The 20,590-nt window shown below is 41.0% G+C and carries 19 protein-coding genes; all 19 read right to left on the minus strand.

Features of this window, described 5'->3' with window-relative positions; genetic code table 11:
• Nucleotides 1–73: 73 nt before the first annotated feature.
• The 19 genes from rbfA to IE339_RS17080 all read right to left on the minus strand — a co-directional run bounded on the left by rbfA (nt 74) and on the right by IE339_RS17080 (nt 20,485).
• Nucleotides 74–427: a 30S ribosome-binding factor RbfA gene (rbfA, locus tag IE339_RS16990; protein ID WP_053401668.1), complete on the minus strand. Its 354-nt coding sequence runs from the start codon at nt 425–427 to the stop codon at nt 74–76.
• Between the two features lie 18 nt (nt 428–445).
• The gene (locus IE339_RS16995) at nt 446–724 is read right to left on the minus strand and encodes a DUF503 domain-containing protein (protein ID WP_242169464.1); all 279 of its coding nucleotides are present in this window, start codon (nt 722–724) and stop codon (nt 446–448) included.
• A complete protein-coding gene (gene infB / locus IE339_RS17000) occupies nt 721–2,844 on the minus strand; it encodes a translation initiation factor IF-2 (protein WP_242169466.1) in 2,124 nt (707 codons plus the stop codon). The genes IE339_RS16995 and infB overlap by 4 nt, the downstream gene beginning before the upstream one ends.
• A gap of 21 nt (nt 2,845–2,865) precedes the next feature.
• Nucleotides 2,866–3,168 carry a YlxQ family RNA-binding protein gene (locus IE339_RS17005; protein WP_053401775.1) on the minus strand — a complete coding sequence of 101 codons (303 nt, stop codon included), beginning with the start codon at nt 3,166–3,168 and terminating at the stop codon, nt 2,866–2,868.
• Nucleotides 3,168–3,449, minus strand: a complete 282-nt coding sequence (gene rnpM / locus IE339_RS17010) for an RNase P modulator RnpM (RefSeq protein WP_053401671.1) — start codon at nt 3,447–3,449, stop codon at nt 3,168–3,170. Before rnpM ends, IE339_RS17005 begins: the two co-directional genes overlap by 1 nt.
• Nucleotides 3,450–3,462: 13 nt before the next feature.
• The gene (nusA, locus tag IE339_RS17015; RefSeq protein ID WP_053401672.1) at nt 3,463–4,575 is read right to left on the minus strand and encodes a transcription termination factor NusA; all 1,113 of its coding nucleotides are present in this window, start codon (nt 4,573–4,575) and stop codon (nt 3,463–3,465) included.
• 39 nt (nt 4,576–4,614) lie between these two features.
• Nucleotides 4,615–5,085 carry a ribosome maturation factor RimP gene (gene rimP, locus IE339_RS17020; protein ID WP_242169468.1) on the minus strand — a complete coding sequence of 157 codons (471 nt, stop codon included), beginning with the start codon at nt 5,083–5,085 and terminating at the stop codon, nt 4,615–4,617.
• Nucleotides 5,086–5,460: 375 nt separating this feature from the next.
• Nucleotides 5,461–9,765: a PolC-type DNA polymerase III gene (locus tag IE339_RS17025; protein WP_242169470.1), complete on the minus strand. Its 4,305-nt coding sequence runs from the start codon at nt 9,763–9,765 to the stop codon at nt 5,461–5,463.
• Nucleotides 9,766–9,849: 84 nt separating this feature from the next.
• On the minus strand, nt 9,850–11,547 hold the full coding sequence (locus IE339_RS17030; protein ID WP_242169472.1) for a proline--tRNA ligase: 1,698 nt from the start codon (nt 11,545–11,547) through the stop codon (nt 9,850–9,852).
• 181 nt (nt 11,548–11,728) lie between these two features.
• The gene (gene rseP / locus IE339_RS17035; protein WP_242176223.1) at nt 11,729–12,991 is read right to left on the minus strand and encodes an RIP metalloprotease RseP; all 1,263 of its coding nucleotides are present in this window, start codon (nt 12,989–12,991) and stop codon (nt 11,729–11,731) included.
• Between the two features lie 12 nt (nt 12,992–13,003).
• On the minus strand, nt 13,004–14,158 hold the full coding sequence (dxr, locus tag IE339_RS17040; RefSeq protein ID WP_242169474.1) for a 1-deoxy-D-xylulose-5-phosphate reductoisomerase: 1,155 nt from the start codon (nt 14,156–14,158) through the stop codon (nt 13,004–13,006).
• 31 nt (nt 14,159–14,189) lie between these two features.
• Nucleotides 14,190–14,963 (minus strand): phosphatidate cytidylyltransferase, encoded by a 774-nt coding sequence (locus tag IE339_RS17045; protein WP_242169476.1) that lies wholly within the window; start codon nt 14,961–14,963, stop codon nt 14,190–14,192.
• A gap of 14 nt (nt 14,964–14,977) precedes the next feature.
• Nucleotides 14,978–15,757 carry an undecaprenyl pyrophosphate synthase gene (locus tag IE339_RS17050; RefSeq protein ID WP_242169479.1) on the minus strand — a complete coding sequence of 260 codons (780 nt, stop codon included), beginning with the start codon at nt 15,755–15,757 and terminating at the stop codon, nt 14,978–14,980.
• Between the two features lie 112 nt (nt 15,758–15,869).
• The gene (frr, locus tag IE339_RS17055) at nt 15,870–16,427 is read right to left on the minus strand and encodes a ribosome recycling factor (RefSeq protein ID WP_242169480.1); all 558 of its coding nucleotides are present in this window, start codon (nt 16,425–16,427) and stop codon (nt 15,870–15,872) included.
• Nucleotide 16,428: 1 nt separating this feature from the next.
• Nucleotides 16,429–17,151, minus strand: a complete 723-nt coding sequence (gene pyrH / locus IE339_RS17060) for a UMP kinase (protein ID WP_242169482.1) — start codon at nt 17,149–17,151, stop codon at nt 16,429–16,431.
• Nucleotides 17,152–17,229: 78 nt separating this feature from the next.
• On the minus strand, nt 17,230–18,111 hold the full coding sequence (gene tsf, locus IE339_RS17065) for a translation elongation factor Ts (RefSeq protein ID WP_242169485.1): 882 nt from the start codon (nt 18,109–18,111) through the stop codon (nt 17,230–17,232).
• Nucleotides 18,112–18,208: 97 nt separating this feature from the next.
• Entirely contained in the window at nt 18,209–18,940 is a 732-nt protein-coding gene (gene rpsB / locus IE339_RS17070; RefSeq protein WP_053401682.1) for a 30S ribosomal protein S2, read from the minus strand.
• Between the two features lie 152 nt (nt 18,941–19,092).
• Entirely contained in the window at nt 19,093–19,707 is a 615-nt protein-coding gene (locus IE339_RS17075; RefSeq protein WP_242169486.1) for a hypothetical protein, read from the minus strand.
• Between the two features lie 10 nt (nt 19,708–19,717).
• Nucleotides 19,718–20,485 carry a FliA/WhiG family RNA polymerase sigma factor gene (locus IE339_RS17080; RefSeq protein ID WP_242169488.1) on the minus strand — a complete coding sequence of 256 codons (768 nt, stop codon included), beginning with the start codon at nt 20,483–20,485 and terminating at the stop codon, nt 19,718–19,720.
• Nucleotides 20,486–20,590 lie beyond the last annotated feature (105 nt).

Raw genomic sequence — 20,590 nt, forward strand, 5'->3', positions numbered from 1 at the left:
TGTTAATGGGTATTTCACCATCGTCATTTCTACCGGGGCAATGCCTTTTCTATATCAACGAGGTAAGGATCGCTTACTCTTCGTGATCGTCTTTTTTAATTTCGTGCAGTAACGTTTCAATGCGATTTCCATAATCAATGGATTCATCAAATTCAAACGTAATTTCTGGGGTTTTACGTAAGCGAATACGCTGACCAATTTCAGAGCGAATAAATCCTTTCGCCTTTGCTAGTCCTTTTAACGTATTCTCACGTTGTTCTGCGTCACCAAGCACTGAAATAAAGACTGTTGCCTGCTGCAGGTCCCCCGTTACTTGAACATCTGTTACTGTCACGAAGCCAATGCGTGGGTCCTTAATTTTGCGGCCAATGATGTCACCTAGTTCTTTTTTCATTTGCTCGCCCACACGGTTTGCACGTAGTTTCATCTTTGAAACACCTCTTCTCTATAGCCAATCAAACGACGTAAGCGTACGTTCAATTTCTGGAAAGGAATCTATCATTTCAAGAACACGGTTCAGTTCTTTTTCTGTCACCGTTGAATTGGAGGAAATGGCAGCAATTCCAAACTTGGTTCGCTGCCATTGATCCTGAAAATCGATTTCTGAAATGGATACATTATAACGCTGTTTCACCCTTGTCGTAATGCGCTGTAAGACAGACCGCTTATCCTTTAAGGACTGTGCGTCATAAATGATACATTCACATTCGACGTATCCAATCATTGACGAGTGATTTCTTCCATCACGTATGCTTCGATTACGTCGCCTTCTTTTACATCGTTAAAGTTTTTAATCGTTACGCCACACTCGTACCCTTGTGCTACTTCTTTCACATCATCTTTGAAGCGTTTAAGCGCATCGATTTCACCTTCGAAAATAACGATGCCGTCACGGATAAGACGAATGCCACTGTCACGAGTTACTTTACCATCTGTTACATAGCTTCCGGCAATCGTTCCAACTTTTGATACTTTGAACGTTTGACGAACTTCCATTTGACCGATGATTTTTTCTTCGTACTCAGGATCTAGCATCCCTTTCATCGCTGCTTCAATTTCTTCGATCGCTTTGTAGATAATGCGGTGCAAGCGTACATCAACATTTTCAGCTTCTGCTACGCGTTTTGCGTTCACGTCTGGACGGACGTTAAACCCAATTACGATTGCGTTAGAAGCAGATGCTAAGATAATATCTGATTCTGTGATTGCTCCAACGCCTGTGTGAATAATTTTAACCTTCACGCCTTCTACTTCAATTTTTTGAAGTGAAGCAGCCATTGCCTCTACAGAACCTTGTACGTCTGCTTTTACGATAATGTTGATATCTTTTACTTCACCTTGTTTGATTTGCTCAAATAAGTCTTCTAAGCTTACGCGGCTTTTCTCTCCACGCTGTGCTTCAAGCTGCTTCTGAGCACGAGCTTCCCCAACTTGGCGAGCTTTTTTCTCGTCTTCAAATACCATGAAACGGTCACCCGCTAATGGTACTTCGTTTAGCCCTGTAATTTCAACAGGTGTTGACGGTAATGCTTCTTTTACACGACGGCCCAGGTCATTGACCATTGCACGAACGCGACCAAATGTGTTTCCTACTACGATTGGATCACCTACGCGAAGCGTTCCGTTTTGTACAAGTAGAGTTGCTACAGAACCGCGGCCTTTGTCAAGCTCAGCTTCAATAACTGTTCCAAGTGCACGACGAGAAGGATTTGCTTTATATTCCTCTACTTCACTTACAAGTAGAATCATCTCTAATAGGTTGTCAATTCCATCTCCAGATAATGCAGATAGGTAACAGAAAATTGTGTCTCCGCCCCAGTCTTCAGATACAAGACCGTATTCTGTTAGTTCTTGCATCACGCGATCTGGATTTGCTGCTTCTTTATCCATTTTATTCACGGCAACGATGATTGGAACTTCTGCCGCTTTCGCATGGTTGATTGCTTCAATCGTTTGTGGCATAACGCCATCATCTGCTGCAACAACTAGAATGGTAATGTCCGTTACTTGTGCTCCACGTGCACGCATTGTTGTAAAAGCAGCATGTCCTGGTGTATCTAAGAACGTAATTTTCTTGTTGTTTGCTTCAATTTGATAAGCACCGATATGCTGTGTAATCCCACCAGCTTCGCCTGCTGTAACTTTTGAGTTACGGATTGAGTCAAGAAGCGTTGTTTTACCATGGTCAACATGTCCCATGATTGTAACGACTGCTGGACGTTCTACTAAATCCGCTGCGTCATCTTCTACGTCAAGCGTTTCAAATTCTGTTTCGTCGATGATGACTTCTTCTTCAACCTCTACGCCGTATTCACCTGCGATTAGCTCGATTGCATCTTTATCAAGCTCTTGGTTGATTGTTGCCATAACGCCTAAAAGGAATAATTTTTTAATAATTTCAGAAGGCTCTTTGCCTAATTTTTTCCCTAGTTCAGTAACCGTTAAGCTACCTGCAAACGTAATTTTTTCTGGAAGCTCTTTTTTCTTCGGAGCTACAGGCGGTTTTTGAGCCGCTGGCTTAGTGTTGTTACGTTTGTTTTTAGTTGGCTGATTATTTTTTTTTGTTTGTTGGTTTTTGTTTGAAGATTTATCTTTATTCACGCTAATATATTCATCCTCTTCATAATCCTTATTTTTGTTACTCGGAACAGAAGAAGCACTCTCCTGCACTGTTTCTTTTGGCTGTTTTTTAGCAAACAGTTCATCTAATCGTTTCACAGCCGATTCTTCTAAAGCTGTCATATGATTAGAAACATCAATACGCATATTTTTCAATTTCGTAATGACATCTTTACTTGAAACATTATGTTTCTTAGCATACTCATATACACGAATTTTGCTCAACACTTCCACCCCCATGAAAATTTAATCGAGCATGGTAGACATCTTTTTCGCAAATCCGTCGTCAACGATCGCAATCACAACCCGAGCTTCTTTTCCGATTGCTTCCCCTAAGCGATGTCGATCCGATACGTATTTGATGGGCACTTTGTAATAAGCGCATTTGTCTTGAACCTTTTTCGTGGTGTTTTCCGATGCATCTTGAGAAAGAATGACTAGTTTGGCGCTTTGCTTACGCACTTCCTTAATCACGAGCTCTTCCCCAGAAATGACTTTACGTGCTCGATTTGCTAAGCCTAAAAAGGAATACCATTTTTCTTGTTTCATCAATTGGCTTTTGTCTCCCCTTCGACTAGTGCAAGTAGCTCATCATAGATGTGATCGTCTACCGCCACCTCTAAATGACTTGCTAAAATGTTTTTCTTTTTGGCTAGAAGAATGGCCTCTTTTGTTCTATTTAAATAGGCTCCTCTTCCAGACTTTTTACCAGTTAAATCAATCGAAACCTCTCCTTCTTTGGAGCGAACTACGCGCACTAGCTCTTTTTTCGGTTTCATTTCTTGTGTCGCGATACATTTACGCATCGGTACTTTTCTTTGATTGTTCACCTGGTATCACCTCTTATTCGCTATCAGCTTCATCAAAGTCAAAAGCATCACGGTCGATTAATGACTCTTTTTCGCCTGTATAGATGCCTTCTTGCTCTGCTTCTGATTGACTTTTAATATCGATTTTCCAACCTGTTAATTTAGCTGCTAAACGTGCGTTTTGACCACGTTTACCAATCGCAAGTGATAATTGATAGTCTGGTACGATTACAGTTGTTGCTTTTGCTTCCTCGTTCACCATTACTTCTACTACTTTTGAAGGGCTTAGCGCATTGGCAACAAACTCAACTGGATCTTTTGACCAGCGAACGATATCAATTTTTTCACCTTTTAATTCATTCACAACTGCTTGAACGCGCTGACCTTTTGGTCCTACACATGAACCAACTGGATCCACTTCAGGGAATTCAGAATGAACCGAGATTTTAGAACGATCTCCCGCTTCACGAGCGACAGATTTCACTTCAACTGTTCCATCAAAGATTTCTGGAACTTCTTTTTCAAAAAGACGCTTTAACAGACCTGGATGTGTACGTGATACGTAAATTTGAGGGCCTTTTGTTGTCTTTTCTACTTTTGTAATATACACCTTAATGCGATCATGTGGCTTGTATTGTTCATTTGGCATTTGCTCACTTTGTGGAAGCAATGCTTCAATTTTACCTAAGCTCACGTAGATGAATTTTGCATCTTGACGCTGAACGATCCCTGTCATGATGTCTTCTTCACGGTCAATAAATTCAGAGTAAATGATACCACGCTCAGCTTCACGCACGCGTTGTGTTACCACTTGCTTCGCTGTTTGTGCCGCAATACGACCGAAGTCTTTTGGTGTTACTTCAATTTCAATCACGTCTTCGATTTGGTAGTTCGGGTTCACTTTTTGTGCCTCTTCTACCGAAATTTCTAAACGAGGATCGTATACTTCGTCAACTACATCTTTACGAGCAAAAACGCGCATTGTACCTTTTCCTAGATTCATATCCACGCGCACGTTTTGTGCTTGGTTAAAGTTGCGTTTATATGCTGAAATAAGGGCAGCTTCAATTGCCTCAATTATTACATCTTTTCCAATGCCTTTTTCTTTTTCTAACAGAGTCAAAGCATCTAAAAGTTCGCTGCTCATCTACCTAAGTCCCCCTTAATAAAAATCACGAGTTATCACTTAAAAAACGACCGCTAATCTTGCTAGCGCTACTTTTTCGTATGGAATCTCGATATCCTTTTTTCTTGTTTTAATTTTCACTGTAATTGTAATAGTTTGTCCATCAAAAGCTACGAGCTCACCTTCAAACTCTTTTGCGCCTTCGATTTGCTCATACGTTTTAATATATACATTTTTCCCAATTGCTTTTTCAACATCCTCTGGCTTTTTCAGTGGACGTTCCGCACCTGGTGAAGACACCTCTAAGAAGTAATTGTGAGGAATCGGATCAATTTCGTCCATTATTTCGCTTAAACGCTCGCTCACAATTCCGCATTGTTCAATGTCAATGCCATTCTCTGTGTCGATGAATACGCGCAGGAACCAATCCTTTCCTTCCTTCACATATTCAATATCAACTAGTTCAATTTCCAACTCTGTTACAATAGGCGTCACTAGTTCTTCGACGATTTCTGTTACTTTTCTAGCCATCCTATTCCTCCTTCAATTATGTTCGACACCTTCACCGTTTGCGTAATAGCAGTCCCTAATGTCCTTTGAATGATGCATGTGCTTCAATCAATAAAAGCTGTACGACCTTCACTTTTTCTCCTGATAAAAAGTCCCTGCTAAATTAGCAGGGCTCAGGAAAGGTTTGTTCAAGTGAGTGCTTAGCTTTACTGCCTTGTATTTATGTAAAGTCGGTCAGATCAGCTAAAAAACTATCGGTTCTACAACTTTACGAAATAAAAGACGTGCTAAGTAAACCTACCATCAATAGAAAAGAGCGGGTTTCCCCACTCTTTTCCGTCCGTTATCCTTAGCGTTTCCATATTTACTATACCATAACCATTTTTTTTATGCAAATTAAAATAGTGATAGCTGGTTTTGATCTGGCAGTGATTCTAAGCATCCGTGGTTGTCCAAATACTCAAGAATTGTTTTGGAAACTCGCCCACGCTGCTGAAGATCTTCCTTGGATAAAAATTCACCATTTTGTCTTGCCTTAACAATGTTAATCGCCGCATTTGTTCCAAGTCCTGGAATAGAGTTGAACGGCGGAATTAACTCTGTTCCATCAATAATGAACTCATCAGCGCTTGATCGGTATAAATCTACCTTCTTAAAGCCAAACCCACGTTCACACATTTCAAGAGAAAGCTCTAGCACCGTTAGTAAGTTTTTCTCTTTTGGTGATGCGTCGAGACCTTTTGCGTTGATTTCTTCCATTTTTGCGCGAATAGCTGTCGATCCCTTCACCATTGTATCAATGTCAAAATCGTCTGCTCGAACCGTGAAGTATGCCGCATAATACATAAGCGGGTGATGAACTTTGAAATAAGCAATCCTTACCGCCATTAATACGTATGCAGCGGCATGGGCTTTCGGGAACATGTACTTAATCTTTTTACAAGAATCAATATACCATTCTGGTACATCATTTTTACGCATTTCTTCTTCAAATTCAGGGGTTAATCCTTTCCCCTTACGTACCGATTCCATAATTTTAAACGCTAGTGATGGCTCAAGTCCTTGATAAATTAAATAGACCATAATGTCATCACGACAACCAATTACCTCACTCAGCGTACAGATCGCATTATGAATTAATTCTTGGGCATTCCCAAGCCATACGTCTGTTCCGTGAGAAAGTCCGGAAATCTGAACGAGCTCTGAGAATGTTGTTGGCTTTGTATCCTCAAGCATTTGACGAACGAATCGTGTACCAAACTCTGGAATACCAAGCGTTCCTGTTTTACACATAATTTGTTCAGGCGTTACGCCTAATGATTCCGTTCCACTAAAAATCTTCATCACTTCAGGATCATCGGTTGGAATTGTTTTTGGATCAATTCCGCTTAAATCCTGCAGCATACGAATAACGGTCGGATCATCGTGACCAAGTATATCAAGTTTTAAGAGATTATCATGGATGGAATGGAAGTCAAAGTGTGTTGTTTTCCACTCGGAATTACGATCGTCGGCAGGGAATTGAATCGGCGAAAAATCGAATATGTCCATATAATCTGGAACTACGATGATTCCCCCTGGATGCTGTCCTGTTGTCCGTTTGACGCCCGTACAGCCTGAAACAAGACGATCAACTTCTGCTCCTCTTAAATGCAAGTTATGATCACCTGCATATCCCTTCACGTAGCCATAAGCCGTTTTCTCCGCTACCGTACCAATTGTTCCTGCGCGGTATACGTTGTCCTCACCGAACAGTACTTTCGTATAGTTATGAGCGCGTGGCTGATATTCCCCTGAGAAGTTCAAATCGATATCGGGAACTTTATCTCCTTTAAATCCAAGGAACGTCTCAAACGGAATGTCATGTCCGTCTTTTGTGTATTTAATATCACAGTTCGGACAGTTTTTATCCGGAAGGTCAAATCCTGAACCGACCGATCCGTCATCAAAGAACTCAGAATGCTTACATTTTGGACAGACGTAGTGAGGAGGCAATGGATTTACCTCTGTAATCTCCGTCATCGTCGCAACAAACGAAGAACCGACTGATCCACGCGAACCTACTAGATAGCCGTCATCAAGCGATTTTTTAACGAGCTTATGAGAAATTAAGTAAATAACGGCAAATCCGTGTCCGATAATACTTTTTAACTCTTTCTCAAGGCGCGCTTCGACGATTTCAGGAAGGTCGTCACCGTAAATGCTTCGCGCTCTCGCATAGCTCATCGCTCTCATTTCATCATCCGCACCTTCAATGCGCGGCGTATAAAGATCATCCTTAATCGGTTTTACGTCTTCAACGCTATCCGCTAGCCCTTGTGTATTCGTTACAACGATTTCTTTCGCCTTTTCTTTACCTAAAAACTCAAAGCAATCGAGCATTTCGTTCGTTGTTCGGAAATGCACGTCTGGAAGTGAATGACGATTAAGCGGGTTTGCCCCACCCTGTGAGCTAACTAAGATCTGACGATAAATTTTATCGGTCGGATTTAAGTAGTGCACGTTTCCAGTCGCAACGACAGGCTTTTCAAGCTTCTCTCCCATTTGCACGATCTTCGTTAAGATGTCACGAAGAGCGACTTGATCGCGGACAAGCTCCATTTCAATTAGATGCTGATAGTTTGCAGGAGGCTGGACTTCGATATAATCATAAAACTCTGCGACCTTCTCTGCTTCCTCCGCTGATTTTTGCATCATGTTTTCAAATACTTCTCCACGATCACATGCCGTTCCAATTAACAATCCTTCACGGTACTTTTGTAGCTTGGAACGCGGAATGCGCGGTACGCGGTAAAAGTAATTTAAATGCGAAATCGAAACAAGCTTAAACAAGTTTTTAAGCCCCGTTTCATTTTTTGCTAGGATCGTTACATGATAGGGTCTTGCACGCTGATAGGCGTTTCCTTGTCCCATATAATCGTTAAACTGATTGTGAGAGGTAATCTCTTTTTCCATCGCATCTTTCAGCATTTTCGCAAGCAAATATCCCGTTGCTTCCGCATCATAAATCGCTCTGTGATGCTGAACAAGTTCAATATCAAACTTTTTCGCGAGCGTATTTAAACGATGATTTTTCATCTCTGGATACAAAAAACGACCTAACTCAAGCGTATCAATAACAGGGTTTTCGGCTTTTCCAAAACCAATTTTTTGGAACCCAACGTTTAAGAACCCCATATCAAAGCTTGCATTATGGGCAACTAAAATATCGTCCCCAATCCAGTCTTTGAACTTCTGTAGCACCTCTTCAATTTCAGGAGCGGTTTGTACCATATCATCGGTAATCCCCGTTAACTCAATTGTTGTGGCTGATAGTCGATGATGTGGATTGGCGAAGGATTCGAACCGGTCGATAATTTCCCCTTCACGCATTTTTACGGCAGCAAGCTCAATAATCGTATCGTAAACAGCTGAAAGCCCCGTCGTTTCAACGTCAAACACGACGTATGTAGCATCCGCAAGCGATCTGTCCGTCGGATTATAGGCAATCGGCACACCGTCATCGACAAGATTCGCTTCAAGTCCGTATAAAATTTTCACGCCGTTTTTTTGCCCCGCACTATACGCCTCTGGAAACGACTGTGCAACGGCATGATCCGTAATAGCGATGGCAGGATGTCCCCACTTCTTCGCTTGACCAACTAATGCGCCTACAGATGATACGGCGTCCATTTGACTCATCGGCGTATGCAGATGTAGCTCGACACGCTTTTCATCTGCTGGCGCTTCATCCACACGCTCTTGTGCTTTAATTTCATTCACATCATTGGCAATCATGACGAGATCGCGAACAAACGTGTCGTTTTGAACGCTTCCTCGCACTTTCACCCACATGCCTTTTTTAACGGCTTGCAGCAATGGAATATCTTCTTTATCACGAGAAAACATCTTAATCATGAGGCTATTCGTGTAGTCTGTAATTTTAAATGTAAGTAGTGTGCGCCCACTGCGAAGTTCCTTCGTTTCCGAATGAAAGATATATCCTTGAATCGCAATTCGCTTTTCTTCATCCACAATTTGCTCGATTGGTACAACGTCATCTTTGATTGTATATCCAACCGTAAGTGGACCTGATGGAAGTTCACTTGCTTCTTCTTTTTCTTTGTTTTTCATTTCCGTTAGGGCTGCAAATGCACGCTCTTCATCTTCTTGCTTTTTCTGTTCTAAAAATTTCGTATATGCTTCTTCTGATTGCTTAACTTCGGTTAAAAACTGAAGAGCTGGGAAGCCGTACTGCATATACTGATCCGCAATGAGCTGACCGTATTTTTGTCGCACAGACGTTGCCTCTGCATCATTACGTGCTTGTACTTGAAGCTTCACGCCTTGTAAGGTAGGCATTTGATTTTGCAAAAGTGATAGAAGCATAGGAGAAATTCCCTGCAATTCACTTACACAGTGACGCCAGTAAGACTGTGCGTCTTCTTCTGTGCACTGCTTGTCACCTGCTTCGATTGAGAATGTTACCTGTGCGATATGCGCAAACGTTGTGGTCAATCGCGTGAGCAAGATTTCATATACACGAAACGGCAAAATTCGCGGCATGTATAAATGAAAATGCCACGCCTTTTGTTCTTTTCGAATGGTCAGCTTTTCAATTGCTGCTCCTTCAAAGTAATTCATATATTGATCATCTGTCATTTCAAGCTGTTGCAAAAGCAGCTGAAATCGATGTTTCTGATCATGACTAAATCGCTCCATGTAATCCCCCTCCCTCTAACAATACGGTTTTGATTGTAACATAAATGCAAGGTACCCCAAACCAAAGAGGTACCTTGCTTGTGATTAGCTTAGTAATGCAGCTAATTTATCTTGAAGTTCATCAATTGATACGTCCATTGATTCCCCTGTTTCACGCACTTTCACTTCTACTACGCCTTCTGCAGCTAGCTTTCCAACCGTTACGCGGACAGGAAGACCAATTAAATCAGAATCGGCAAATTTCACGCCTGGGCGTTCCTGACGATCGTCCATTAGAACTTGATAGCCTTTATCTAAAAGCGTTTCGTACAGCTTTTCTGCTACTTCTTTTTGTTCATCGTTTTTCATATTCACTGGGATTAAGTGAACGTGATACGGTGCCACATTCTTCGGCCACACTAATCCATTTTCATCATTGAACTGCTCTGCTACTGCAGCAACTGTTCGAGAAACCCCAATTCCATAACAGCCCATGATCATTGGCTGTGAACGTCCGTTTTCATCAAGGAACGTAGCGCCCATTGCTTCACTATAGCGAGTACCTAATTTAAACACATGGCCTACTTCAATTCCTTTTGCAAACTTGATTGTTCCTTGACCGTCTGGAGATGGATCACCCTCTTCAATAAAACGAAGGTCTGTATACGTTGCGTTGAAATCGCGCTCTGGGTTTACATTTGTGAAATGGTGTCCCTCTTCATTTGCACCCGCAATACCGTTTGCTACTGCTTTTACCGCATGATCTGCTACGACTTCAATCGTACTTGGCAAGTTGATTGGTCCAAGAGATCCTACTTCACAGTTCATAACTTCTTTGACTTCTTGAGGAGAAGCAAGCTCTGCTGTAGAAGCTTCAAAGTAGTTTTTCACTTTAATATCGTTTACTTCATGATCGCCGCGTGCTAACACTAAAGCGTAGCGGTCATCGACTTTAAATAAAAGTGACTTAATGCACTGAGACGCTTCTGTATTAAAGAAAGTAGCCACTTCTTCAATCGTTTTTTGCTCTGGTGTGGCTACCTTTTCAAGTTTTTCCTCTTGAACAGATGGCTTTTCGTATGTGGCTACAACCGGCGCCATTTCTACGTTTGCCGCGTAAGAAGATGTGTCTGAATAAGCAATCGTGTCTTCACCGATTTCCGATAATACCATAAATTCATGCGTATCCTTCCCACCCATTGCACCTGAATCGGCAATAACAGCACGGAAGTTTAGGCCACATCTCTCGAAGATACGACCGTATGCATCATACATCTTTTGGTATACTTCATCTAAGCTTTCAGCTGTTGCATGGAAAGAGTAAGCATCTTTCATCACAAACTCACGTCCACGAAGTAAACCAAAGCGAGGGCGCTTTTCGTCACGGAATTTCGTTTGAATTTGATACACGTTTAAAGGTAGACGCTTGTACGATTTCACTTCATCTCGTAAAAGGCTTGTTACTACCTCTTCGTGTGTTGCTCCTAATGCAAACTCACGGCTATGACGATCTTTCATGCGCATAAGCTCAGGTCCATATGTATACCAGCGGCCTGACTCTTGCCAAAGCTCAGCTTGTTGAAGAGCTGGCATAAGCATTTCAACTGAACCTGCACGCTCCATTTCTTCACGCACAATTTTTTCAATGTTATTTAATACGCGTTTTCCAAGTGGTAAAAAGCTATAGATCCCACTTGCATTTTGTCTCATGAAACCAGCACGTAAAAGTAATTGATGACTTTTCACTTCCGCATCAGCTGGAACTTCACGTAAAGTTGGAATTAATACAGCACTTTGCTTCATTCTTTTGCACCTCTTTATTATCATCATGACGAGTCATGATTTATGTACTTGTTTTATCACAGTAAGTTTTATTATAGTATAAATTCATCGTAAAAACTATCAAAAGAAAAGTGACGGAAAAGAAAATAAATTCTTCTCCGTCACTTTCTTTGTGCCACCTGTTAACTTTCACCACATAGAGCTATTGTAAAAAGAAACGTTGAATATCATTCCATGTTACAACAAGCATTAGCAACATTAATAACGCAAAACCAATAAAGTGAACAAGTCCCTCTTTTTGACGATCGACAGGCTTGCCGCGTACTGCTTCCACTAAGAAAAATACGAGGCGACCTCCGTCAAGGGCTGGAAGTGGAAGTAAGTTCACAATTCCAAGGTTGATGCTAAGAAGTGCTGCCCATTTAGCTAAGTAATAGATGCCTGATTGAGCGACCTGATCAGTTGATGCATAAATACCAACAGGACCAGAAAGCATTTTAATAGAAAATTGGCCGGTGATTAATTTCCCTAAGCCTGTAATAATTTCTTTTGTAAACGTATACGTCTCAACAAAACCATTTTTCACTGCACCTACCACTGACTTTTCGACAGGCTGATAGACACCGATAATTCCAATGGTTTCATTGCCAACTTTTTTACTTTCTGGCGTAACCGAAATATCCTTTGTTTTCCCATCGCGTTCTACTTTAAAAGACAGCTCCTCTTCAGGATGCTTTTGAATGGTTTTTACCACATCTGTCCATGATTTCATCGCACTGCCATCGATCGTTTGGACTTTATCACCTGTTTGGAGACCTGACTTGATTGCACTGCCATCTTTCGTAAGTTCTCCCATAATAGGTTTGTCAATCGAATAACCAGACGCTAGCCCAATAACTAAGAAGATGACGAACGCTAAAATAAAGTTCATCAGCGGCCCAGCAAAAATCGCCATTGCTCGTTGACCGAGCGTTTTAGAAGCAAATTGACGGTTATACGGAGCAATCTGAACTTCTTCACCGTCCATTACGAAGTAACTCTCTTCGCTAATTTCAAACCGTTCTAACTGTTCATCCATCATCGATTCATAACCGGTAATGAACATTTGATGTTCAAGATCAGATTGCTCTACTTCAATACTTTTCGCGTCTGGATGCTGATCCTTATTATTTATAATGATGCGGTTTACTTTACCGTCCTGATCAAACTTTAAGCCAACGACTTGTCCTGGCTTAATTTCGATCATTTCTGGATCTTCACCCGCCATTCGCACAAATCCTCCTAGTGGTAGGAGACGAATCGTATAGACGGTTTCATTTTTGCGGAAGGATAAAATTTTCGGACCGAATCCAATAGCAAATTCTCGACACATGATACCTGCACGTTTAGCGAAAACCAGATGACCAAGTTCGTGAAAGAATACTAAAGCCCCGAAAATAACAATGAATGCGATAATGGTATTCAGATGCAACGGGTCTTACCCCCTTTTAGTAATTAGAGATTTTACATGATCTCTTGTAAACGAATCTACTTCTTGTATCGTCGTTAAACTTGGATGTTGAATAGCATCATGAGAAGATAGTGCTTCTTCAATCACATCTTCAATTTGCAGGAACGAAAGCTTATTCGCTAAAAATGCTCCTACCGCTTCTTCGTTTGCTGCATTTAAGACCGTTGGCATCGTGCCGCCGACTTTTCCAGCTTGATAAGCAAGATCCAAGCAACGAAAGCGTTCAAAATCCATTTGTGAAAAATGAAGCGTGGCAATCTCCCAAAGCTTTAACTGCTTGGAACCGGCTAACGGAATGCGATTCGGGTAAGTAAGTGCGTATTGAATTGGTACACGCATATCTGGCGTACCGAGCTGAGCAATGACGCTTGTGTCCTTATATTCAACCATAGAATGAATGATGCTCTCTTTATGAAGAAGAACATCAATTTGTTCATACGGAAGATCAAACAGCCAGTGCGCTTCAATTACTTCAAGCCCTTTGTTCATCATCGTTGCGGAATCAATCGTAATTTTTGCTCCCATTGACCAGTTTGGATGATTTAGAGCATCCTCCACCGTTACGCCGCTTAGCTCGCTTCGCGTTTTATCACGGAAGCTACCACCAGAAGCTGTTAAAATTAAGCGTTCGATGCTTTCACGCTTTTCTCCCTGTAGACTCTGAAAAATAGCCGAATGCTCGCTATCTACGGGTAGAATGCTAACTCCATACTTCTCTGCTTCTTTCATGACGATATGCCCTGCAGTTACGAGCGTCTCTTTGTTTGCAAGGGCAATGGTTTTGCGAGCTCGGATAGCTTCAAGCGTTGGCATTAAACCAACACTTCCTACCACTGCAGTCACGACAACATCTGCTTGTGGATGCGTCGCTACCTCGATTAAGCCCTCCATACCATATACAACACTAATATTGCTGAATTCTACTTTTAATGCCTCACAATCCTCTTTTTTTAGGACCGATACTAGCTTGGGAGAGAATTCATGAATAATTTTTTTTGCTTCTACTATATTATAACCAACCGACATTGAAACAAGACGAAAATCTTCTGGATTGTTTCGAATAACATCTAGTGTTTGGATCCCAATCGATCCTGTCGCACCGAGCAGTGAAATATGCTTCATCGTAATTCCTCCTGTTTCTTCTATCTTTCTATTATGCCATCATTAAGAAATACAGGATAGGTAAAATAAACAACAAACTGTCAAAACGATCGAGAATGCCTCCGTGACCAGGTAAGATTTTCCCTGAATCCTTTACCCCGTAATGACGTTTAAAGGCTGACTGAGCTAAATCTCCAATTTGTCCAAAAATGGAAATAACCAATCCGATTAAGAGTAAATAGATAAGGGATTGATCGAGCGGCGCAAAGAAGAAAAATAATGCGGCCACTACTAAAGCACATACGACTCCACCTACCGCACCTTCAATCGTCTTATTAGGACTAATTTCAGGCCATAGCTTTTTCTTTCCGACTGCGCGTCCCACAAAATAAGCGCCTGAGTCCGTCGCCCAAATAATAAAGAGGGCAAACAATAAATAGACGAGGCCACTGCTTCTAATTTCAAGCATGTAGCAAAAGCCCATCCCGACATAGACCGTCGATAAGAGCGCAAATCCCACTTCATCGAACGTAAAGCGATTTTTTGTTAAGACCGAATAGGTTAAGAAGAGCAGTACAGCGACTACAATTCCTTCCATTTTGTATGCATGAATGAGCCATGTATGCGGCGCCAGTAAAAGCCACAGTAATAGGAAACTTAGCAGTCCTGGCACCGATACGATACTCATTTTTTTCATTCGTAATAATTCATATAAACCGACTGTTCCTGCAAGATAGATAACAGTGGCAAATGGTATGCCACCTAAATATACTACTGGCACAAAGATCGCAATGGCAATTATGGCCGTAATAATTCGTTGTTTCATAAATTCAACACCTTTTATACTCCACCAAAGCGGCGTCCTCTATTTTGATAATCTTCAACGGCTTGAACAAAAAGGGCATCTGTAAAGTCAGGCCATAAAACATCTGTAAACCAAAATTCTGTGTAGGCAAGCTGCCAAAGCATAAAATTGCTTACGCGTAATTCTCCACTTGTTCGAATGAGTAAATCCGGATCTGGAAGGCCACCACTCATCAGATAGGTAGAAAATAGTTCTTCTGACAAAGGCTCCTTTATACGGCCTTCTTGATGATCTTTCATCATTGCTTTCATCGCTTCCATCATCTCATAGCGACTTCCATAATTTAAGGCAAAGTTCAAAATGAGACCGGTATTGTGCTTTGTATCATCAATTGCTTGATTTACAGCTTTTAATGTATGAGGAGGTAAAGCAGTCGTATCTCCCATAATTCGCACCTGTACATTTTCTTCAATCAGCTCAGGTAAAAACGTGCCGAGAAATTCCACAGGCAATTTCATTAAAAATTCCACTTCTGGCTTTGGTCTTTTCCAATTTTCTGTTGAAAAAGCATACAGGGTTAGAACTTTTATCCCTAGCTCATTCGCTGTTTTGGTAATGTGTCGGACTACCTTCATTCCCTCATGGTGTCCCATGATACGTGGTAAGGCACGCTTTTGAGCCCAGCGTCCGTTTCCATCCATAATGATGGCCACATGACCTGGAATTTCGGATTTGAGTAGCTCACGTTTTTTTTCTGAAAGGTTACGTACAGCGTCAGATTGATCTTTCTTCCAACGTTGAAATTTTTTAAACATCAAAAGGTCCCCCGTTGTGCCCTTTAGTAATCCATGTTACTAGACATTATTAACAAAAAAACCCCCTGTAAACATAGAGGGTCTTTTACAATATATTTTACAGTGAAAAGGCTTATACTTCCATAATTTCTTTTTCTTTATCTTTTGTAACGGACTCCACTCGAGCAATGTACTCATCTGTTAACTTTTGAATGTCATCTCCGTAGCTTCTTAAGTCATCTTCAGTGATTTCACCGTTTTTCTCAAGCTTTTTAAGGTTTTCGTTTCCATCGCGACGGATGTTACGAACCGCTACTTTTGCTTCTTCTGCATACTTTTTAACGACTTTTGTTAAGTCGCGACGACGCTCTTCTGTTAAAGCTGGGATGCTAAGACGAATGATTGAACCGTCATTTGTTGGTGTAAGACCTAAATCAGCTTTAAGGATCGCTTTTTCTACTTCACCTAACTGTGACTTATCATAAGGTGTAATAACAAGCATACGAGCTTCTGGAATGCTAATTTGTGCTAGTTGATTAACAGGTGTTGGTGCACCATAGTATTCAACTGTTACTTTGTCTAAAAGTGATGCACTAGCGCGCCCTGCACGTACTGAAGCTAGTTCACGTTGATAAGCTTGTACAGCTTTTTCCATTTTTTCTTTTGTACTTTGAATAACTTGTTTCGGCATATTATTTCCCCCTCACAATTGTTCCAATATTTTCGCCTTCTACTACTCGCTTAATATTGCCTTCTTCCATAACGGAAAAGACGATAAGCGGGATATCGTTGTCCATACATAAAGAGGATGCTGTTGAATCCATTACAGCTAACCCGTCTTTTAATACATCGATGTAAGATAACGTTTCGTACTTCACCGCATCAGGGAATTTAGTAGGGTCGGCACTGTATACGCCATCTACATTGTTTTTCGCCATTAGGATCACGTCAGCTTCAATTTCCGCTGCACGTAACGCGGCTGTTGTGTCTGTAGAGAAATATGGATTTCCTGTACCTGCTGCAAAAATAACCACACGCTTTTTCTCAAGATGTCGAATTGCTTTTCGTCTTATGTATGGCTCTGCTACTTGACGCATTTCAATGGATGTTTGAACACGTGTCTCTACGCCTAAGTTTTCCAAGCTATCTTGAAGCGCGAGGGAATTCATCACTGTAGCTAACATTCCCATATAATCTGCATTAGCTCGGTCCATACCCATTTCACTACCGATTTTACCACGCCAGATGTTTCCACCACCAACAACTACCGCGATTTCAATCCCTAACTCATGGATATCCTTCACTTGCTCTGCAATTGATTTGATGACGCTTGGATTAATCCCAAACCCCTGATCTCCTGCTAATGCTTCTCCACTTAATTTTAAAACGATACGATCATATTTTGCGCTACTCATGATAAACCTCCATCATCGCATTTACGAACTTTATTTCAAAAATAGGGAACACAATGTGTTCCCTATTCATTCATGGTTTTACTTTTTAACTTGGTTCATAACTTCTTCAGCAAAGTTATCAACGCGTTTTTCGATACCTTCACCAACTTCATAACGGATGAAGCCTTTTACAGTACCGCCTTTGCTTTCAACAAATTGACGTACTTTTTGGTCAGGGTTTTTAACGAATGCTTGGTCTAATAAGCAGATATCTTCGAAGAACTTGCTTAGACGACCTTCAACCATTTTTTCTACGATGTTTGCTGGTTTACCTTCGTTTAACGCTTGTTGTGTTAATACTTCACGCTCACGAGCTGTTTCTTCTGCAGATACAGCATCACGTGAAACGTATTTAGGGTTGATTGCTGCGATGTGCATAGCAACATCTTTAGCAGCTGCTTCATCAGTAGTACCTTCAAGAACAGTTAATACACCAATGCGTCCGCCCATGTGTAGGTAAGCACCAAATGCATCAGCATCAGTTTTGCTTACTACTTCAAAACGACGTAGAGATAATTTTTCTCCGATTGTTGCAATCGCAGAGTTGATGTGTTCTTCTACAGAAGCACCGCTTTCCATTTTACCAGCTAATGCTTCTTCAACGTTAGCAGGCTTTGCAGCTAAAAGATAAGCGCCAAGTTCTTTTGTAAGCTTTTGGAAACCTTCGTTTTTTGCAACGAAATCAGTTTCAGAGTTAACTTCTAAAATTACAGCTTCGTTTCCTTGTACTTCGATTGCAGCTAAACCTTCAGCAGCGATACGATCAGCTTTTTTAGCAGCTTTTGCAATCCCTTTTTCACGTAGGAAGTCGATTGCTTTGTCCATATCCCCATCAGTTTCTGTTAAAGCTTTTTTACAATCCATCATACCAGCACCAGTTTTTTCACGTAACTGTTTAACCATTTGAGCAGTAATTGCCATGTTAATATCCTCCTTAGTAAGATATGTATATTTAAAATAAATATCGTTTTTTTAAAAAAGGTGATAAAAGGCTTTCCCTCTTATCACCTTTCGCTCATTAAGCAGTTGTTGTTTCAGTTTCTGTTTCAGCAACAGGTGCGTTTTCTTCACCTTGTTTGCTTTCAAGAATCGCATCCGCCATTTTACCAGTTAATAGTTTAACTGCGCGAATTGCATCATCATTTGCAGGGATTACGTAGTCGATTTCATCCGGATCACAGTTTGTATCAACGATACCTACGATAGGGATGTGTAATTTTCTAGCTTCAGCCACTGCGATACGCTCTTTACGAGGGTCGATGATGAATAAAGCATCAGGAAGTTGTTTCATATCTTTGATTCCGCCTAGGAATTTTTCAAGGCGTGCTAATTCTTTGTTAAGTTGTACAACTTCTTTTTTAGGTAATACTTCGAAAGTACCATCTTCACGCATTTTTTCGATGTCTTTAAGACGTTTGATACGCTTTTGGATTGTTTCAAAGTTTGTTAAAGTACCACCTAACCAACGTTGGTTAATGAAGTACATGCCTGAACGTTCAGCTTCTTCTTTAACAGAATCTTGAGCTTGTTTTTTTGTACCAACGAAAAGCATTGTGCCACCATTAGCTCCTAGCTCTCTTACGAATTGGTAAGCTTCTTCAACTTTCTTCACTGTTTTTTGAAGGTCGATGATGTAGATACCGTTACGCTCTGTAAAGATATAACGTTTCATTTTTGGGTTCCAACGGCGAGTTTGGTGACCGAAGTGAACACCAGCTTCAAGTAATTGTTTCATAGAAATTACTGACATGTGTTTTTCCTCCTAGATAAATGGTTTTTAGTTTCCTCCGTTCGTCTCATCTTCAACCAAAACCGCAAAACTGCAGCACCAATGATTGAATCAACAAACGTGTGTGATAACACCAAAAACAAATATAGCATAATCAACTATTACAAGCAAGACTATTTTCTTGTTTCTTGTCGAAATCTCAACAATAATTCAAGCTCAGTCTTCCCTTTATGTAAGTATTTAGCAATTTCATCCAAAGTTAAACCTTCCTTTTGCAACGAAATCACCAATTCTTCTACCTCTTCAACAGAAAGCTTGGCCACTTCTTTTGGAGTAAGCGGACTTCTCATACGAGGCGATTCGCTCTCCTCCTCCACTTGAAGCAATTCCTTTAGATCTTCCTTCGTAGGTTCACTGACCACGTTGATGGTTTTCGGTCTTTCCTGCTGCTTTTCCTGTTTATTCTCTGGCTGATTCTGTTTTTCTACCGGTTTACTCTGTTGCTTGTCACGTTCTACCGGTGAGCCCTCTTTCTGCAACTGAACCACAGCTTCCTTTGGGCGCGGTGGCACTTTGGCACGCTCTTCTTTTATTTGCTTTAACAGAAGCTCGTTTTGTTCTTTCATTTCGACAAGCGCACTCGTCATAAATGTTTCGGCTTCTTCGACTAGCGCCTTTGTGCGCGTTTCCGTCTCTTTTAACCGCGTGACGTGGGAATATAAGATCACGATAATAAAGAAGGTAATGGCATGTAAGATAAAACTAATTATAAGAGCAAAACTCATCATAATGAACGTGTCACATCACTTTACTTAATGTTGTACGCAATTTAAAGATTGCTTTCGAATGGATTTGAGAAATCCTCGATGTGGATAAACCTAGGATTTGACCGATTTCAGTAAACGTTAGCTCTTCTTTGTAAAAAAGGGAGATAACAAGCTGCTCTTTTTCATTCAGGTCTCCGATCATCGTTTCAAGCTCTTGATAGACTTCTTCCTTAATAATGGCTTCCTCCGGAGAGAGTCCCTTTTCATCGCGTACCGTATACGAGTGAAATTCCCCTTCCTCGGAATCTTTCGGCTGTTCTTCCATGGATAGAACGTTCGCAAAAAAACCTTCGTTCATCGTTTGAACGACTTCTTCTTCCGGCAGTTCAAGCTCTGATGCGATTTCTTTTGCTGTTACGTTGCGCAAATATTTTTGTTCCAACTTTTCAACCGTTGCTTCAATTTTCTTTGATTTTTCCCTGGCGCTTCTAGACAGCCAGTCCTCCTTACGCAGACCATCTATGATGGCACCTCTAATTCGAAAGGAGGCGTACGTATCAAATTTTAGTTCTCGCTCGTAGTCAAACTTTTCGAGGGCATCGTACAAACCTAATAACCCTAAGCTAATCAGCTCATCTCTGTTCACATTTTTCGGTAATGTAATGGAAATTCGCTGCACGTGGTAGTAAACGAGCGGCATGTATTTTTTTACTAGTACATCACCTGCATGAGGGTCACGTGAATGAATCCATTTCTGCCAGTAGATAAGTTCTTCATTTGATGTCTTGTTAACCAACATAATCCCCCCCTTTAAAATGTACGCTTTCGATCACTTGCTTGTTCTTGCATTATAACAAATTTTTAACTTCTTTATGAAAACGAGGAGCCTTTTTCCAATAGTTGA

It is taken from the genome of Priestia koreensis (assembly GCF_022646885.1).
GTDB lineage: Bacteria > Bacillota > Bacilli > Bacillales > Bacillaceae_H > Bacillus_AG > Bacillus_AG koreensis_A.

Excerpts from the sequence above, each read along its gene's own strand:
- IE339_RS17005 (WP_053401775.1), bottom strand. The coding sequence starts at position 3,168 with ATGAAACAAGAAAAATGGTATTCCTTTTTAGGCTTAGCAAATCGAGCA.
- IE339_RS17080 (WP_242169488.1), bottom strand. The coding sequence starts at position 20,485 with ATGTTGGTTAACAAGACATCAAATGAAGAACTTATCTACTGGCAGAAA.
- IE339_RS17075 (WP_242169486.1), bottom strand. The coding sequence starts at position 19,707 with ATGATGAGTTTTGCTCTTATAATTAGTTTTATCTTACATGCCATTACC.
- rbfA (WP_053401668.1), bottom strand. The coding sequence starts at position 427 with ATGAAACTACGTGCAAACCGTGTGGGCGAGCAAATGAAAAAAGAACTA.
- tsf (WP_242169485.1), bottom strand. The coding sequence starts at position 18,111 with ATGGCAATTACTGCTCAAATGGTTAAACAGTTACGTGAAAAAACTGGT.
- IE339_RS17045 (WP_242169476.1), bottom strand. The coding sequence starts at position 14,963 with ATGAAACAACGAATTATTACGGCCATAATTGCCATTGCGATCTTTGTG.
- pyrH (WP_242169482.1), bottom strand. The coding sequence starts at position 17,151 with ATGAGTAGCGCAAAATATGATCGTATCGTTTTAAAATTAAGTGGAGAA.
- IE339_RS17030 (WP_242169472.1), bottom strand. The coding sequence starts at position 11,547 with ATGAAGCAAAGTGCTGTATTAATTCCAACTTTACGTGAAGTTCCAGCT.
- rimP (WP_242169468.1), bottom strand. The coding sequence starts at position 5,085 with ATGGCTAGAAAAGTAACAGAAATCGTCGAAGAACTAGTGACGCCTATT.
- rpsB (WP_053401682.1), bottom strand. The coding sequence starts at position 18,940 with ATGTCAGTAATTTCTATGAAACAATTACTTGAAGCTGGTGTTCACTTC.
- IE339_RS16995 (WP_242169464.1), bottom strand. The coding sequence starts at position 724 with ATGATTGGATACGTCGAATGTGAATGTATCATTTATGACGCACAGTCC.
- IE339_RS17025 (WP_242169470.1), bottom strand. The coding sequence starts at position 9,765 with ATGGAGCGATTTAGTCATGATCAGAAACATCGATTTCAGCTGCTTTTG.
- IE339_RS17050 (WP_242169479.1), bottom strand. The coding sequence starts at position 15,757 with ATGTTTAAAAAATTTCAACGTTGGAAGAAAGATCAATCTGACGCTGTA.
- frr (WP_242169480.1), bottom strand. The coding sequence starts at position 16,427 with ATGCCGAAACAAGTTATTCAAAGTACAAAAGAAAAAATGGAAAAAGCT.
- nusA (WP_053401672.1), bottom strand. The coding sequence starts at position 4,575 with ATGAGCAGCGAACTTTTAGATGCTTTGACTCTGTTAGAAAAAGAAAAA.
- dxr (WP_242169474.1), bottom strand. The coding sequence starts at position 14,158 with ATGAAGCATATTTCACTGCTCGGTGCGACAGGATCGATTGGGATCCAA.